The 13,882-nt window shown below is 57.8% G+C and carries 14 protein-coding genes, 4 tRNA genes and 1 riboswitch; of the genes, 7 read left to right on the top strand and 11 right to left on the bottom strand.

The genetic code is table 11. The features are described 5' to 3' along the window. Positions 1-542 precede the first annotated feature (542 nt). On the top strand, positions 543-809 hold the full coding sequence (locus J4D25_RS18730) for a hypothetical protein (RefSeq protein WP_079246718.1): 267 nt from the start codon (positions 543-545) through the stop codon (positions 807-809). After that, a complete protein-coding gene (locus J4D25_RS18735) occupies positions 806-1,519 on the top strand; it encodes a response regulator transcription factor (protein ID WP_057713621.1) in 714 nt (237 codons plus the stop codon). Before J4D25_RS18730 ends, J4D25_RS18735 begins: the two co-directional genes overlap by 4 nt. A gap of 317 nt (positions 1,520-1,836) precedes the next feature. Here J4D25_RS18735 and J4D25_RS18740 read toward each other — a convergent pair. After that, positions 1,837-1,913: transfer RNA gene (locus J4D25_RS18740), tRNA-Arg, on the bottom strand. 290 nt (positions 1,914-2,203) lie between these two features. Here J4D25_RS18740 and J4D25_RS18745 point away from each other — a divergent pair. Together J4D25_RS18745 and J4D25_RS18750 are read left to right on the top strand one after the other, a co-directional pair. Then, positions 2,204-2,437 carry a hypothetical protein gene (locus J4D25_RS18745; RefSeq protein WP_057713620.1) on the top strand — a complete coding sequence of 78 codons (234 nt, stop codon included), beginning with the start codon at positions 2,204-2,206 and terminating at the stop codon, positions 2,435-2,437. A gap of 23 nt (positions 2,438-2,460) precedes the next feature. Continuing rightward, entirely contained in the window at positions 2,461-2,640 is a 180-nt protein-coding gene (locus J4D25_RS18750) for a PA3371 family protein (protein ID WP_057713619.1), read from the top strand. 97 nt (positions 2,641-2,737) lie between these two features. Here the strand turns inward: J4D25_RS18750 and J4D25_RS18755 are convergent, their stop codons facing one another. After that, positions 2,738-2,944, bottom strand: a complete 207-nt coding sequence (locus J4D25_RS18755) for a hypothetical protein (RefSeq protein ID WP_079246716.1) — start codon at positions 2,942-2,944, stop codon at positions 2,738-2,740. Positions 2,945-3,054: 110 nt separating this feature from the next. Between J4D25_RS18755 and J4D25_RS18760 the strand changes: the two genes are divergently transcribed. Next, entirely contained in the window at positions 3,055-3,381 is a 327-nt protein-coding gene (locus J4D25_RS18760) for an Arc family DNA-binding protein (protein ID WP_008066583.1), read from the top strand. 101 nt (positions 3,382-3,482) lie between these two features. Here J4D25_RS18760 and mgtE read toward each other — a convergent pair whose 3' ends face one another. After that, positions 3,483-4,925, bottom strand: a complete 1,443-nt coding sequence (gene mgtE / locus J4D25_RS18765) for a magnesium transporter (protein ID WP_007971042.1) — start codon at positions 4,923-4,925, stop codon at positions 3,483-3,485. 321 nt (positions 4,926-5,246) lie between these two features. On the opposite strand from mgtE, the gene J4D25_RS18770 reads away from it, so the two are divergent. Further along, positions 5,247-5,765 (top strand): hypothetical protein, encoded by a 519-nt coding sequence (locus J4D25_RS18770; protein WP_057713618.1) that lies wholly within the window; start codon positions 5,247-5,249, stop codon positions 5,763-5,765. A gap of 19 nt (positions 5,766-5,784) precedes the next feature. On the opposite strand, the gene J4D25_RS18775 is transcribed toward J4D25_RS18770, so the two are convergent. From J4D25_RS18775 to ltaE, 7 genes are all read right to left on the bottom strand, one after another. Next, positions 5,785-5,861 (bottom strand) — tRNA-Arg (locus J4D25_RS18775). A 72-nt stretch (positions 5,862-5,933) separates the two neighbouring features. Beyond that, positions 5,934-6,010 (bottom strand) — tRNA-Arg (locus J4D25_RS18780). 107 nt (positions 6,011-6,117) lie between these two features. Further along, positions 6,118-6,208 (bottom strand) — tRNA-Ser (locus tag J4D25_RS18785). Positions 6,209-6,270: 62 nt separating this feature from the next. After that, the gene (gene csrA / locus J4D25_RS18790; protein ID WP_002554426.1) at positions 6,271-6,459 is read right to left on the bottom strand and encodes a carbon storage regulator CsrA; all 189 of its coding nucleotides are present in this window, start codon (positions 6,457-6,459) and stop codon (positions 6,271-6,273) included. Between the two features lie 188 nt (positions 6,460-6,647). Further along, complete coding sequence (locus tag J4D25_RS18795) at positions 6,648-7,889, bottom strand: aspartate kinase (RefSeq protein ID WP_007971040.1); 1,242 nt, start codon at positions 7,887-7,889, stop codon at positions 6,648-6,650. A 91-nt stretch (positions 7,890-7,980) separates the two neighbouring features. Further along, the gene (gene alaS, locus J4D25_RS18800; RefSeq protein ID WP_057713617.1) at positions 7,981-10,602 is read right to left on the bottom strand and encodes an alanine--tRNA ligase; all 2,622 of its coding nucleotides are present in this window, start codon (positions 10,600-10,602) and stop codon (positions 7,981-7,983) included. A 146-nt stretch (positions 10,603-10,748) separates the two neighbouring features. Further along, positions 10,749-11,753, bottom strand: coding sequence for a low-specificity L-threonine aldolase (gene ltaE / locus J4D25_RS18805; RefSeq protein WP_057713616.1), 1,005 nt, complete (start codon positions 11,751-11,753; stop codon positions 10,749-10,751). A gap of 196 nt (positions 11,754-11,949) precedes the next feature. Next, positions 11,950-12,120, top strand: a riboswitch (FMN riboswitch). A 103-nt stretch (positions 12,121-12,223) separates the two neighbouring features. Here ltaE and J4D25_RS18810 point away from each other — a divergent pair. Then, a complete protein-coding gene (locus tag J4D25_RS18810) occupies positions 12,224-12,733 on the top strand; it encodes a 6,7-dimethyl-8-ribityllumazine synthase (protein WP_057713615.1) in 510 nt (169 codons plus the stop codon). 130 nt (positions 12,734-12,863) lie between these two features. Here the strand turns inward: J4D25_RS18810 and astE are convergent, their stop codons facing one another. Beyond that, a complete protein-coding gene (gene astE, locus J4D25_RS18815) occupies positions 12,864-13,874 on the bottom strand; it encodes a succinylglutamate desuccinylase (RefSeq protein ID WP_057713614.1) in 1,011 nt (336 codons plus the stop codon). Positions 13,875-13,882 lie beyond the last annotated feature (8 nt).

Genomic DNA, 13,882 nt, shown 5'->3' on the forward strand with positions numbered 1-13,882 from the left:
CCTGTTTTGGCGCGCAGATGATAACGGGTGGCACTAGGCTATCAAACACCTTCTCATAGACAGTGCGCCCCATGCCGACCGGAAGAGACGAACAAGTCCCTGACTGCCCGTGTTATCGGCCAGCCATGGCATTCCCTTGAGAACCTTCCCCTACGCCCGTTCTGAATAGGTGTAGGCCTTACTGAAAACGAGACCTCGCGCACGAAAAAGTGCTGATACATGAACACCAGCGATACATGAACACCCGCAAATGCCGGTGGCTGACCAGACAGGGATCGCCGATAAATTGACTAAGCTGATATTAGCGTTCCTAAGTGAACACCACTCGTCGATTAATTGACGAACGCAATCCGGATCAGACCTTGGCCATTGGCCACCCATGGCGAGCCTAATACCTTGATTTTCGAGGTTTACTCCCCTCCTTGAGTACATCGCTCAGGTCTGTCCGCACCGGGCTTGTATCGAGGACTGACGGATGGACAGGTTGGCAGCGCTCCGGGCTGACCTAGAATCAGTTGAGAGGCGGGAGGGAGCACATCATCATGCGTAAACCACTGATAATTATTTGTATTGAACTTCTCTCCCGGGCTTTGCCTGCCTTATGGAAAAGTTCGCCCCACGTGCCAGTGCTGTTGATGGAAATGGCCCCCGGGTCGCTGGTTGCCAATGCCTGGGCGGGCATCATCATGGCCTCCCGGCGTTCGAATCCATTCTTCAATCGCTGCGCCCCGGTGAGCAAGTTGCTGACCCGGGAAGGCCAGCGGGTGGAGGCCATCATTGGTTTTTCAAGGAGGTCAGGAAGATCATGACTGACCAAAAAGAGCCAATTGGCGTGATGTTGATCGATTGTCGCCCCCTCGTACTCAAGGGCCTTCACGACTTGATCAATGCCAGAATGCCCTGCATGGAAGTGACAGGACAGGCCACCACCTATACCCAGGCGCTGGATCTTGCCGATCAGCTGCGGCCCGATGTCATTTTTTTCAGTTTCTTTCCGGATGCGCTGAACCCTCTGGATGTCGTCGCGGGACTCACCCGTAGCGCCGAAATGAAAGTGCTGCTGCTCAAGGGCCTGTACGAAGTCGTCCCCGCCGCCCAGGCGATAGAGGCTGGCGCTCGCGGCATCGTGCTGGCGGAAGACCCGACGGAATCGATCATCCAGGCCATCCTCAAGGTCCACCATAGCGACATCGCAATGGATAGAGCCTGGGCTGGCGGCCTTTCCGGCTATGCCGCGTCCAGACATACACCCATGAAATGCAATCTGGAGCGGGCGAAACAGGCGCGGTTGACGCTGCGCGAGAGAGAACTGATTCGCGCCATCGTGGGCGAACCGTCCGCCAAATATGTGAGCATCGCCGGGCGCCTGGGGATCAGCGAGCACACCGTGCACAACCACCTCAGCAACATCTATCAAAAGCTGGATCTCATCAACCGCATCGACTTGTTGATGTATGCGCTCAAACACGGGCTCACCAACGAAGCACCAACCGAGTCCGCCTGGGTAGAACTGGATTGAATTTCAAGTCGATACAAGACGGCCTCCCCCACTTTAAGGGTTAGGCCGTCACCGTTTCGCCGTCCTTGTCGGTGGCCCGGGACTGAGTGCCCGCAATACTGATTTCGTTCCCGGTAAATCCTGCCGCACCAACCTGAACCTACTCCCCCGCGCACTCCCAGACGGGATGGGAGATTCAGACTACGTGGGAGAGAAGGCGGAAAGGCGCGAAGGCAGAGTTGAAGGCTTCGATAAATCCAAGGCGCCTGAACTTGCAGAACTTTATCTACAAGTCGTGAAAAGGAAGCGTTGAAACAGGCGGAGGGAGCTGAAAAATATGGTGTCCCAGGGCAGGTTCGAACTGCCAACCTTCCCCTTAGGAGGGGGATGCTCTATCCAATTGAGCTACTGAGACACAGGTTGACCGCGACGATACGCGGTGCGATGGACGGCGTGCATGTTAACGGCCGGGCTGGCTTTTGTCATGTCGTCCGTAGGCTTTTTAAGTGTAGGCAGACGCCTCGGCCGGGCGCGGACTTGTTTACCATGCAAATTGCATCACTGCAAAAAGCCACCATTGCAAAATGCAATATGGCGCTTTACCAAAAATAACTTAATTCATTGTTTTTAAAGAATTTAATTGTCGATAGACTCTGGCATGCGAGCTGCTTCTGCTGTTTTCACAGAACAACCGAGGTACGCCCCATGAAGAGCGCCCTTTCACTCTTGTCTGCAATCGCACTGGTGGTTTTAGCAGGCGTTCATTTTGTTCCCCAGAGCAGCGCTACGCAGGTTGCCCAACGTATGCCGCATTACCTTCAGTTGCAGAAGGCACCGCAGCTGGCAGTGACGAGCGACCGGCACAGCCTGGTCAGTCAGGAGATCGACCAGGAAAACATCCTGATGCCGGCTCCGTCTGCCGAACGTTTGGTATTTTGAATGACCTTTACCAGGAGCACAGCATGTCCAGATCAGCCGCGAGTTTCTTCACCCTCGCCTTGTTGAGCGGCATTTTCCATCTGTCATTGACCCAGGACATGGTCGTCACTCTCCCCCTGATCGCCTGTGGCGTATTCAGCACGCTGTTCGTGCTCGCATTGATCGCCGGGCGCAAGATCAAGTTCGATCCGGTACTGCGTTGATCCTGACATGGCAGACCCGCTGCAAGGGCCTGCCACCCATCTTGAATTCACTCCCCCTATACGACTTCCCCTAGTAAATCGGCAATTTGCCACTATCCTATAAAAGACAAGGAACAGGGTCCGAGTTCACTTTTTCCTGCCCACCGGCAACCTTTCGTCGGGTGGAGAAAGCGATAAGCGATGCGGCCTGGTCGAACTTTTCAAACCAGTCCGCGTTTCTGATAATTGGTGCTGGCAGAACGCCTTTATTCGGTTCAATATTTGTCACATAATTGGCGCCAAGGATCTGGCTGCTTTGAGGCATGATGCGCGCCTCTATCAATTCAGGTTGAACATTTGGTCAGAGCGCTTGTCCTACCAGACATCCTGCGGCCAATCCCGAAAACCGCTCCCCTGAACTAACCGGTTAAATATATGCGCCCATTGAAACAGGCAATTTATTCCAGCCGTACGGCTGACAAGTTCGTCGTACGTCTGCCAGACGGAATGCGTGAACGCATTGCCGAGGTGGCTCGCAATCATCATCGCAGCATGAACTCCGAAATCATTGCGCGCCTTGAGCAGAGTCTTATTCAGGAAGGCGCACTGGGAGAAGAGTTGAGCATGCGCCTGGACAGCCCGGAGCTTTCCTTGCACGAACGGGAGTTGCTGCAGCGCTTCCGCCAGCTCTCCCATCGACAGCAGAACGCCCTTGTTTCGCTGATCGCCCATGACGCTGAAATGACCGCCGACGCTTCCTGATTCTGCCAGTAAGCCCAAGCCAGCCTGATCGCTGGCTTTTTTTTGCCTGAAATCCGGGCACAAAAAAACCCGCCAAAGACGGGTTTTCGATGAACAAGGTTTCAGAGCAGGAAGATTGTCGCCAGCCCCAGGAAGATGAAGAAGCCGCCGCTGTCGGTCATGGCCGTGATCATCACGCTGGCCCCCATCGCCGGGTCGCGCCCCATCTTCGCCAGGGTCATCGGGATCAAAACCCCCATCAACGCCGCCAGTAGCAAGTTAAGCGTCATCGCGGCGGTCATCACCACGCCCAAAGACCAACTGCCATAGAGCAGGTAGGCAACCACACCGATCACCCCGCCCCAGATCACGCCGTTGATCAGCGCTACCGCCAATTCCTTGCGCATCAGGCGCGAGGTATTGCCGGTGCTCACCTGGTCCAGCGCCATGGCCCGAACAATCATGGTGATGGTCTGGTTACCCGAGTTACCACCGATCCCCGCCACGATCGGCATCAACGCCGCAAGCGCCACGAGCTTCTCGATCGAACCCTCAAACAAACCGATGACCCGAGAAGCCACGAACGCGGTAATCAGGTTGATCGCCAGCCAGGCCCAACGGTTACGCAGGGATTTCCAGACCGATGCAAAAATGTCTTCTTCTTCACGCAGACCCGCCATGTTGAGAACTTCGCTTTCGCTCTCTTCACGGATCAGGTCGACCATTTCATCGATGGTCAGACGGCCGATCAGCTTGCCGTTCTTGTCGACCACGGGTGCGGAGATCAAGTCATAACGCTCGAATGCCTGGGCGGCATCGTAGGCGTCTTCGTCCGGGTGGAAACTCACCGGATCGCTGGCCATCACCTCGGAAACCTGTTTGTCCGGATCGTTGACCAGCAAACGCTTGATCGGCAACACGCCCTTGAGCACGCCGTCGTAATCGACCACGAACAGCTTGTCGGTGTGGCCCGGTAACTCCTTGAGACGGCGCAGGTAACGCAAGACCACTTCAAGGCTGACATCCTCGCGGATGGTCACCATCTCGAAGTCCATCAGCGCACCGACCTGCTCCTCGTCATAGGACAGAGCCGAACGCACGCGCTCGCGTTGTTGCTGGTCGAGGGTCTCCATGAGCTCATGGACGACGTCTCGCGGCAGCTCGGAGGCCAGGTCAGCGAGTTCGTCGGCATCCATGTCCTTGGCGGCTGCCAGGAGCTCGTGATCGTCCATGTCGGCGATCAGTGATTCACGGACCGAGTCGGATACTTCAAGAAGGATGTCGCCGTCGCGATCGGCCTTGACCAGTTGCCAGAGCGTCAGACGATCGTCCAGCGGCAAGGCTTCAAGGATGTAGGCGACGTCGGCGGAGTGCAGGTCATCGAGCTTGCGTTGCAACTCGACGAGGTTCTGCCGGTGGACCAGGTTCTCGACCCGGTCATGATGCGGGCCTTCCTGGCGGTGAGTCAGGTCTTCTACAACTCGCTGGCGCTGCAGCAACTCAACCACCTGAGCCAGGCGATCCTGCAAGCTTTCCTGCGTTTTCTTTACTTCAACTTCGGACATAGGCGAACTCCACTCCCAGCAGCGGGGCACGCCGGAAGGATCAATCAGTCAATTCATGATTGGTGAAACGGGGTACTGAGTAACTACTGGGTAAGTCCATGGAGGTATTCCACAAGCCCCGGCGGGGCTGACGGGCGCAATGATACACCGCCTGACGGTTTTAAACGTTAAAAAATCTCGGCTGAAACAAGCGCTTGCACAACAAACCTGAGCATCGGCCTGATCCATGAAAATGCGACGACGTATTCCGAAAAGAAAACACACACCCCTTCGAAAATTGTAGCCGCTACCCTTGAAAAGGAACGTCACGGAGGACGCCTGATGCCATCAGTTGCTCAATTCTTTTTGGTTTTCACCCTGCTCAGCCCCCTGCCCTTGGCGGTCGCCACCACCGTTCAGCGCTGTGAGGCTGCCAATGGGCGCATTACCTTCACCACACTGGGCTGTGCCGCGGGAGAGAATATTTCACTTCAGGACGCCCGTGCCTTTACACCTGGCAGCACGATGGCGCTTATGCCGCCAGCCGAGCCCCGCGAAACATCAGGTATGAAAATTCGAAGCAGAGAGCCGACCGTGGTCGGTCAGGCGCAGGACAAGTGTGGAAACCTGATCAATGCCAGGGAGCGCCGGGAGGCGATCATCAATCAGCGAGTGATCGCCGGCATGAGCCAGCAAGACGTCGAAAGCGCCCTCGGCAAGCCAGACAGGATCAGTATTCGAAATTCAGCCACGAGCTACCGCTACGACACCCTGCGAGGTCGTAGTGCACAGGTGGAGTTCGACGAGAGGGGATGCACGAAAGGAAAAGCCAAATCCCGGACGGCAAAAAGCCCGCATTAAATGCGGGCTTTCTGTTGTATGGTGCACTCGACAGGATTCGAACCTGTGACCGCTCGGTTCGTAGCCGAGTACTCTATCCAGCTGAGCTACGAGTGCAATTTGTGTTTTTATACCAGATCACAACTGGTTGAAACCAAGTTACTTACATTGCTGTAACTAACTCTTAAATGGTGCACTCGACAGGATTCGAACCTGTGACCGCTCGGTTCGTAGCCGAGTACTCTATCCAGCTGAGCTACGAGTGCATTTGTTGCCGCGCATTATAGGCCGTCTAATCTCTATGTCAAGCACTTTTTCTAGTAATTTCAACAACTTACCGAAAAAGCCAGATTACAACGTACTACGCAAATAATGGCGGAGAACGGGGGATTCGAACCCCCGACACCCTTTTGAGGTGTACTCCCTTAGCAGGGGAGCGCCTTCGGCCACTCGGCCAGCTCTCCGCAACACGGGGCGTATATTAACCAGCTTCTTCCCCGTTTGCAAACATAAAAAACGATAAAAATTAATGGCTTGGTTCTTCGTCCTTCTCTTTCTTGATACGCAGGTAAATTTCTTCCCGGTGAACAGCTACCTCTTTGGGGGCATTAACACCGATGCGCACTTGATTTCCTTTGACGCCGAGCACGGTCACGGTGATTTCGCCATCACCGATAATCAGGCTTTCTGCACACCGACGAGTCAGAATCAGCATACCTTTCTCCTCACGCATTACATTTCAGGGACAACAGTCTGCAAAAAAAAGGCACTCGACCCACAACCGGAGCGGTCGCAGCCCTACATGCCTGAGTATTGACTAGCGCGAGCAAAAGAACAGTCTCGGGGGTCACGCCATTCAAAAAAACAAAAGGCGCGGTCAGACCGCGCCTTTTGGCAAACGCATCACTCGCCCTGGCGGGCCGGTGCGTCCAGTTCGAAAGCCGTGTGCAGAGCGCGCACAGCCAGTTCCAGATACTTCTCTTCGATCACTACGGAGACTTTGATTTCCGAAGTCGAGATCATCTGGATGTTGATGCTTTCCTTGGCCAGGGATTCGAACATGCGGCTGGCCACGCCTGCGTGAGAGCGCATGCCAACGCCGACGATCGACACCTTGGCGATCTTGGTGTCGCCCACGACTTCACGGGCACCCAGCTCGCCAGCGGTTTTTTCCAGCACGGCCTGCGCCGCCTGGTAGTCGTTGCGGTGCACGGTGAAGGTGAAGTCGGTGGTGTTATCGTGCGCGACGTTCTGCACGATCATGTCGACTTCGATGTTCGCGGCACTGATCGGGCCGAGAATCTTGAAGGCAACGCCCGGGATGTCTGGCACGCCACGGATGGTCAGCTTGGCTTCATCGCGGTTGAAAGCGATACCGGAAATGATCGGCTGTTCCATGGTTTCCTCTTCATCAATAGTAATGAGGGTGCCCGGACCCTCCTTGAAGCTGTGCAGTACGCGCAGCGGAACGTTGTACTTGCCGGCGAACTCGACCGCGCGGATCTGCAACACCTTGGAACCGAGGCTGGCCATTTCCAGCATCTCTTCGAAGGTGATCTTGTCCAGGCGCTGAGCCACGGACACCACACGCGGGTCGGTGGTGTAGACGCCGTCGACGTCAGTGTAGATCTGGCATTCGTCAGCCTTCAGGGCTGCCGCCAGCGCCACGCCGGTGGTGTCGGAACCGCCACGACCGAGGGTGGTGATGTTGCCGTGCTCGTCGACGCCCTGGAAACCGGCGACAACCACCACACGACCTGCCTTCAGGTCACCGCGAATCTTCTGGTCATCAATCTGCAAGATACGCGCTTTATTGTGCGCGCTATCCGTCAGAATCCGCACCTGATTGCCGGTGTACGACACCGCCGGCACGCCGCGCTTGATCAGCGCCATGGCCAACAGGGCAATCGTCACCTGCTCACCGGTGGAAACGATCACGTCCAGCTCGCGCGGAACCGGTTGGCCGTCGCCACTGATTTGCTTGGCCAGATCGATCAGACGGTTGGTTTCGCCGCTCATTGCAGACAGCACAACCACCAGGTCATCGCCGGCATCGCGGAATTTCTTAACCTTGTCGGCGACCTGCTCGATTCTCTCGACAGTGCCGACCGAGGTGCCTCCAAATTTCTGTACGATCAAAGCCATTTCAAAGCCGCCTCTGCCCATGAAGGGCGCCCAAATAATCACTCAAACAGCGTTGCGGCCCACCACTAGACTGCGGGCCGCAAGTACTGCCTTATAGACCCTGCTCTACAAACGGAACGGTCAGGGCCAGTGCCGCATCCAGTGCGCCAGCGTCGGTACCGCCGCCTTGCGCCATGTCTGGACGACCACCACCCTTCCCGCCCACTGCCGCAGCGGCTTGCTTCATCAAATCACCGGCTTTGAGTTGGCCAGTCAGGTCTTTGGTTACGCCTGCAACCAGAACGACCTTTTCCTCATGGACACTGCCGAGCAGGATCACTGCGCGGCCGAGTTTGTTTTTCAGTTGATCGACCAGCGCCAGCAGCGCCTTGCCATCCTGACCGTCCAGACGCACGGCCAGCACTTTCACATCCTTGACGTCCAGCGCCTGGGCCGACAGATCGTCGCCCGCGGCACTGGCAGCCTTGGCTTGCAACTGCTCGAGTTGCTTCTCCAGCAGACGGTTGCGCTCGAGCACAGCCGACAGCTTGTCGATCAGGTTATCGCGGCTGCCCTTGACCAGGCTGGCCGCTTCCTTGAGTTGTTCTTCCGCCGCGTTCAAGTAAGCCAGCGCTTGTGCACCGGTGACTGCCTCGATACGACGCACGCCCGATGCCACACCGCCTTCGCTGATGATTTTCAGCAGGCCGATGTCGCCGGTACGGTTCGCGTGGATACCGCCGCACAGCTCGACGGAGAAATCGCCCATGCTCAGTACGCGTACGTTGTCGCCGTATTTTTCGCCGAACAGCGCCATGGCGCCTTTCTGCTTGGCGGTTTCGATATCGGTTTCTTCGGTTTCAACTTCGGAGTTCTTGCGAATCTCGGCGTTGACGATGTCTTCCAGCGCTTTCAGTTGTTCAGGCTTGATGGCTTCGAAGTGGCTGAAGTCGAAGCGCAGGCGCTGACTGTCGACCAGCGAGCCTTTCTGCTGAACGTGATCGCCCAGCACCTGACGCAATGCTGCGTGCAGCAAGTGAGTCGCGGAATGGTTCAGCGAAGTGGCGTGACGCACCTCGGCATCCACCTGCGCCTGAACTGGCGAGCCAACGATCAGGCTGCCCGAATCCAGCACACCGTGGTGCAGGAACGCACCGCCGGTCTTGGTGGTGTCGCGCACGTCGAAACGCGCAGCGCCAGCCTGGAGGAAGCCGCAATCACCAATCTGACCACCGGATTCCGCATAGAACGGCGTCTGATCGAGAACGACCACGCCCTCTTCGCCTTCGCTCAACACGTCGACCGATTGCCCGTCCTTATAGAGAGCAACGATCTTGGCGGAACCGCTGTGAGCGGTGTAACCGGTGAATTCGGTGTCCACATCAACCTTGACCAGGCTGTTGTAGTCCATGCCGAAGGAACTGGCGGAACGGGCACGAACGCGCTGGGCTTCCATCTCACGCTCGAAACCTTCTTCGTCGATGGTCAGGCTGCGCTCGCGAGCGATGTCGCCAGTCAGGTCCATCGGGAAGCCATAGGTGTCGTAGAGTTTGAACACCACGTCGCCCGGCACCACGTCGCCCTTGAGCTCGGCCAGATCCTGCTCGAGGATCTTCAGGCCCTGCTCCAGGGTCTTGGCGAATTGCTCTTCTTCGGCCTTCAGCACGCGTTCGATGTGCGCCTGCTGGGATTTCAGTTCCGGGAAGGCTTCGCCCATCTCGGCGACCAGGGCCGCGACGATCTGATAGAAGAAGCTGCCCTTGGCGCCCAGCTTGTTACCGTGACGGCAGGCGCGACGGATGATCCGGCGCAGCACGTAGCCGCGGCCTTCGTTGGACGGCAGCACGCCGTCGGCGATCAGGAAGCCGCAGGAACGGATGTGGTCAGCCACGACTTTCAGGGAAGCCTGGGCGTCGTTGGTGCAGCCGATAGCCTTGGCCGAAGCGCTCAGCAGGCTCTGGAACAGGTCGATTTCATAGTTCGAGTGAACGTGCTGCAGCACGGCACTGATCCGCTCCAGGCCCATGCCGGTGTCGACCGACGGCGCTGGCAGCGGGTGCAACACGCCATCGGCGGTGCGGTTGAACTGCATGAACACGTTGTTCCAGATTTCAATGTAACGGTCGCCGTCTTCTTCCGGCGAGCCCGGCGGGCCACCCCAGATGTCGGCGCCGTGATCGTAGAAAATCTCGGTGCAAGGACCGCACGGGCCGGTATCGCCCATGGTCCAGAAGTTGTCGGAGGCGTACGGTGCGCCCTTGTTGTCGCCGATGCGCACCATGCGCTCGGCCGGAACCCCAATTTCCTTGGTCCAGATGTCGTACGCCTCGTCATCGCTGGCGTAGACGGTGACCCAGAGCTTTTCCTTCGGCAGGTTCAACCACTTGTCGGAAGTCAGGAAGTTCCAGGCGTAGCTGATGGCATCACGCTTGAAATAATCACCGAAGCTGAAGTTACCCAGCATTTCGAAGAAGGTGTGGTGACGAGCGGTATAACCGACGTTTTCCAGGTCGTTGTGCTTGCCGCCGGCGCGCACGCATTTCTGGCTGCTGACAGCGCGGGTGTACGCGCGCTTTTCCTGGCCCAGGAAGCAGTCCTTGAACTGGTTCATCCCCGCGTTGGTGAACAGCAGGGTTGGGTCGTTGCCCGGAATCAAAGAGCTGGAGGCTACACGGGTGTGGCCTTGCTCTTCGAAGAAGCGAAGGAAGGCTTCACGGATTTCTGCGCTTTTCATTAGGTTCTTCCACGGAGGCTGCGGCCAAAGGCCTGTTCGAAACGTCAACAGACGAAGCGACGGCAAAGGGCCGCATTATATCGGCCCTGCGCGCGGGGTACAGCGTGTTTATACGATAGAAACGGTCAATTGGAGTGCTAACGCTATCACTTGCGCGAAAAGTCGACGAATGTCGCGACGACCTGCTCGATTTGCGCACGGCTGACGTCCATGTGCGTGACCATGCGCAGACGCGCGGCGGCACTGAGCTTGATCCCGCGGTTGGCGGCAAAGGCCTTGATGGCCTCGGCCTGGTCGCCCATCTGCACATAAACCATGTTGGTCTGCACCGGTTCGACCTCGAACCCCGCCCCGCGCAGGCCTTCGGCGAGCAACTGCGCGTTGACATGGTCATCGGCCAGGCGCTCTACGTTGTTATCCAGCGCATACAGGCCTGCCGCTGCGAGAACACCGGCCTGACGCATGCCGCCACCGACCATCTTGCGCAGGCGCCGGGCCTTGCCGATCAACTCGGCCGAGCCGCAGAGCACCGAACCGACCGGTGCGCCCAGGCCTTTGGACAGGCACACCGAGACGGAATCGAAATACTGGGTGATTTCCCGGGCATCCACACCCAGCTTCGTTGCCGCGTTGTACAGACGTGCGCCGTCCAGGTGCAGTTGCAAGCCATGCTCGCGGGTAAAACTGCGCGCCCGTGCCAGGTATTCCAGTGGCAGGACCTTGCCTTGCATGGTGTTTTCCAGCGCCAGCAAACGGGTGCGGGCAAAATGGAAGTCGTCCGGTTTGATCGCAGCTGCGACCTGTGCCAGGTCCAGCGAACCATCGGCCTGCACTTCCAGCGGTTGCGGCTGGATCGAGCCAAGCACCGCCGCGCCACCCCCTTCGTACTTATAAGTGTGGGCCTGCTGGCCGACGATGTATTCGTCACCGCGCTCGCAATGGGCCATCAACCCCAGCAGGTTGCTCATGGTGCCGGTCGGCACGAACAGTGCTGCGGCGAAACCCAGGCGCCTGGCCAGTTCGGCTTCCAGGTGATTGACCGTCGGATCTTCGCCATACACGTCATCGCCGGTGGCGGCCTTGGTCATTGCCTCAAGCATGCCGGCGCAAGGTTGGGTGACGGTGTCGCTGCGAAGATCGATAACACTCATGAATCTGGCCTCGGTAAGCAGGGGAAATCCCTTTCAGGAAAGAATTACTGCGGGCATGGCGACGATTAATCAACCCTTGCGTAGGAAAAGGCCGATTAAACCAACGGAAAAGTCGATGACAATCATCCAAAAGGGGTCATGCGCATACCGCAAATATGTGATAAAAACGCTGCGCCGCCAAACATTTGGGCGGCAAAAACGTTCTCAGGGCGGGGTGCAACTCCCCACCGGCGGTAATTGCGCGCAATGCGCATAGCCCGCGAGCGCTTGGTGACAGCACGGCTTCGGCGGTGCCTGACAGCAAGGTCAGCAGACCCGGTGTGATCCCGGGGCCGACGGTCATAGTCCGGATGAAGAGAGAACGGGATTGACAACAAAGGGCCGTCCGCCGGCATTCGTGCGAGCGTGCGTACCCTCAGATCCCCTTCGATTCATAACGCCCTGTTTTTCACACAAACAGGAGTCAGAACATGCAACCCACCGCAATCGACAGCAAAAGCAAACACCATCAGGGCGAGCGCGTAGCGTTCATCCAGGCCTGCTGGCACAAGGACATTGTCGATCAGAGCCGTAAAGGCTTCGTCGCCGAAATGATTACCCAGGGTTATCAGGAATCCGACATCGATTTCTTCGAAGTCGGCGGCGCCTTTGAAATGCCCCTGCACGCCAAGTTGCTGGCCAAGACCGGTCGTTATGCCGGCATCGTCGCCGCAGCCCTGGTGGTGGACGGCGGGATCTACCGTCACGAGTTCGTTGCCCAGTCGGTGGTCAGCGGCCTGATGCAGGTTCAACTGGAAACCGAAGTGCCGGTGTTCTCGGTGTCCCTGACCCCGCACCACTTCCATGCCGGCGAAGAACACCAGAAGTTCTTCTTCGAGCATTTCCTGCATAAAGGCCAGGAAGCGGCGAAGACGTGTGCGGATACGCTGTTGAAAATCCGTTCGCTGCGCCGCACTGAACCGCGCGCGGTAGCTGTCTAAAAGCCGAAAACCTTGTAGGAGCGAGCTTGCTCGCGATAGTCGTCAACGATAACGCGGGAAGCCTGGCACCCCGCGGCGTTTTCAGATTCATCGCGAGCAAGCTCGCTCCTACAGAGGTTAAATGCCGTAATCAGGCGAGGTTTTCGTCGGTGGTCGGCACGACCAGGATGCCGGCACGCAAACCATTCTTCACCCTGGGGTTCGGGAAGATGATCCGGGCGCCCTCTTCCTCGATGATCCAGCGGGTGTTGGCGATATCTTCCGCCAGCAGGTAACCCACTTCCAGTTCCGAAAAGTTCTCGATGTCCGCCGGCAGGTTCAGGCGGAAGCTGTCGCTGTGCTTGATGATTTCTCGCGCCACGCTGTACAGCTGCAAACCGTCCAGCGCGTCCTCAGTCAGTTCTGGTTCGGTGCCCTCGATGATCTGCTTGAGGCGCTTCTCCAGCAGCGACACGTTGACACCGTCGTTCTGACCGAACGGCCGCGCCTTGCCCAACTCCAGGGTAAAGGCCTCGGCACCCAGCTTGTCGTAGGTATAGGAGCTGAACACGATGGACGGCTTGTTCTGCAGCAACACCGCTTCCATGCCGGCAGCACGCAGGCGCGCCAGTTCCTGACGCGAATGCTGGCGGTCTTCCTTCCACGGGTACAAGGCGAACTGCTCGATTTTCGAGCCACGAATCGCCGTGTGCAGGTCGTAGTGCAGGCGCTGGCGATCCGGCAGGCTGAAGAAGCTGGCAGCCAAACGTTCCAGCTCACAGGCGCGCAGGGCTTCGCAACCGCTGCTTTGTTCGTGACGGCCATTGAACAGCCGATTGACGTCCTGCTCGACGAAACGCTCGCCCTTGCGAATCGCTTCCGGGTTGCCGAACAGGAACAGAATACGTGCACGCGGCTTCAAGTCGCCACGGGCAATGTCGTGCAACAGGCGATCGAGCAATTCGATCGGCGCTGTTTCGTTGCCATGGATCCCCGCCGACAGCAGCAGGTCCAGGCCGTTGTCACGGGCTTCAGGTGGCCGGACTTCCAGCGCACCTTCGCTCAACCAGCGCATGCGCACGCCTTCGACAGTCAGTTGAGTCTTCTCCGCCGGTTCGCGGCCGGCGAGGGTCAGTTCAAGCAGTTTGCCGAGGGCGAGCATAGAGCGGT

Source organism: Pseudomonas sp. GW456-L13, assembly GCF_017350115.1.
Lineage (GTDB): Bacteria > Pseudomonadota > Gammaproteobacteria > Pseudomonadales > Pseudomonadaceae > Aquipseudomonas > Aquipseudomonas jessenii.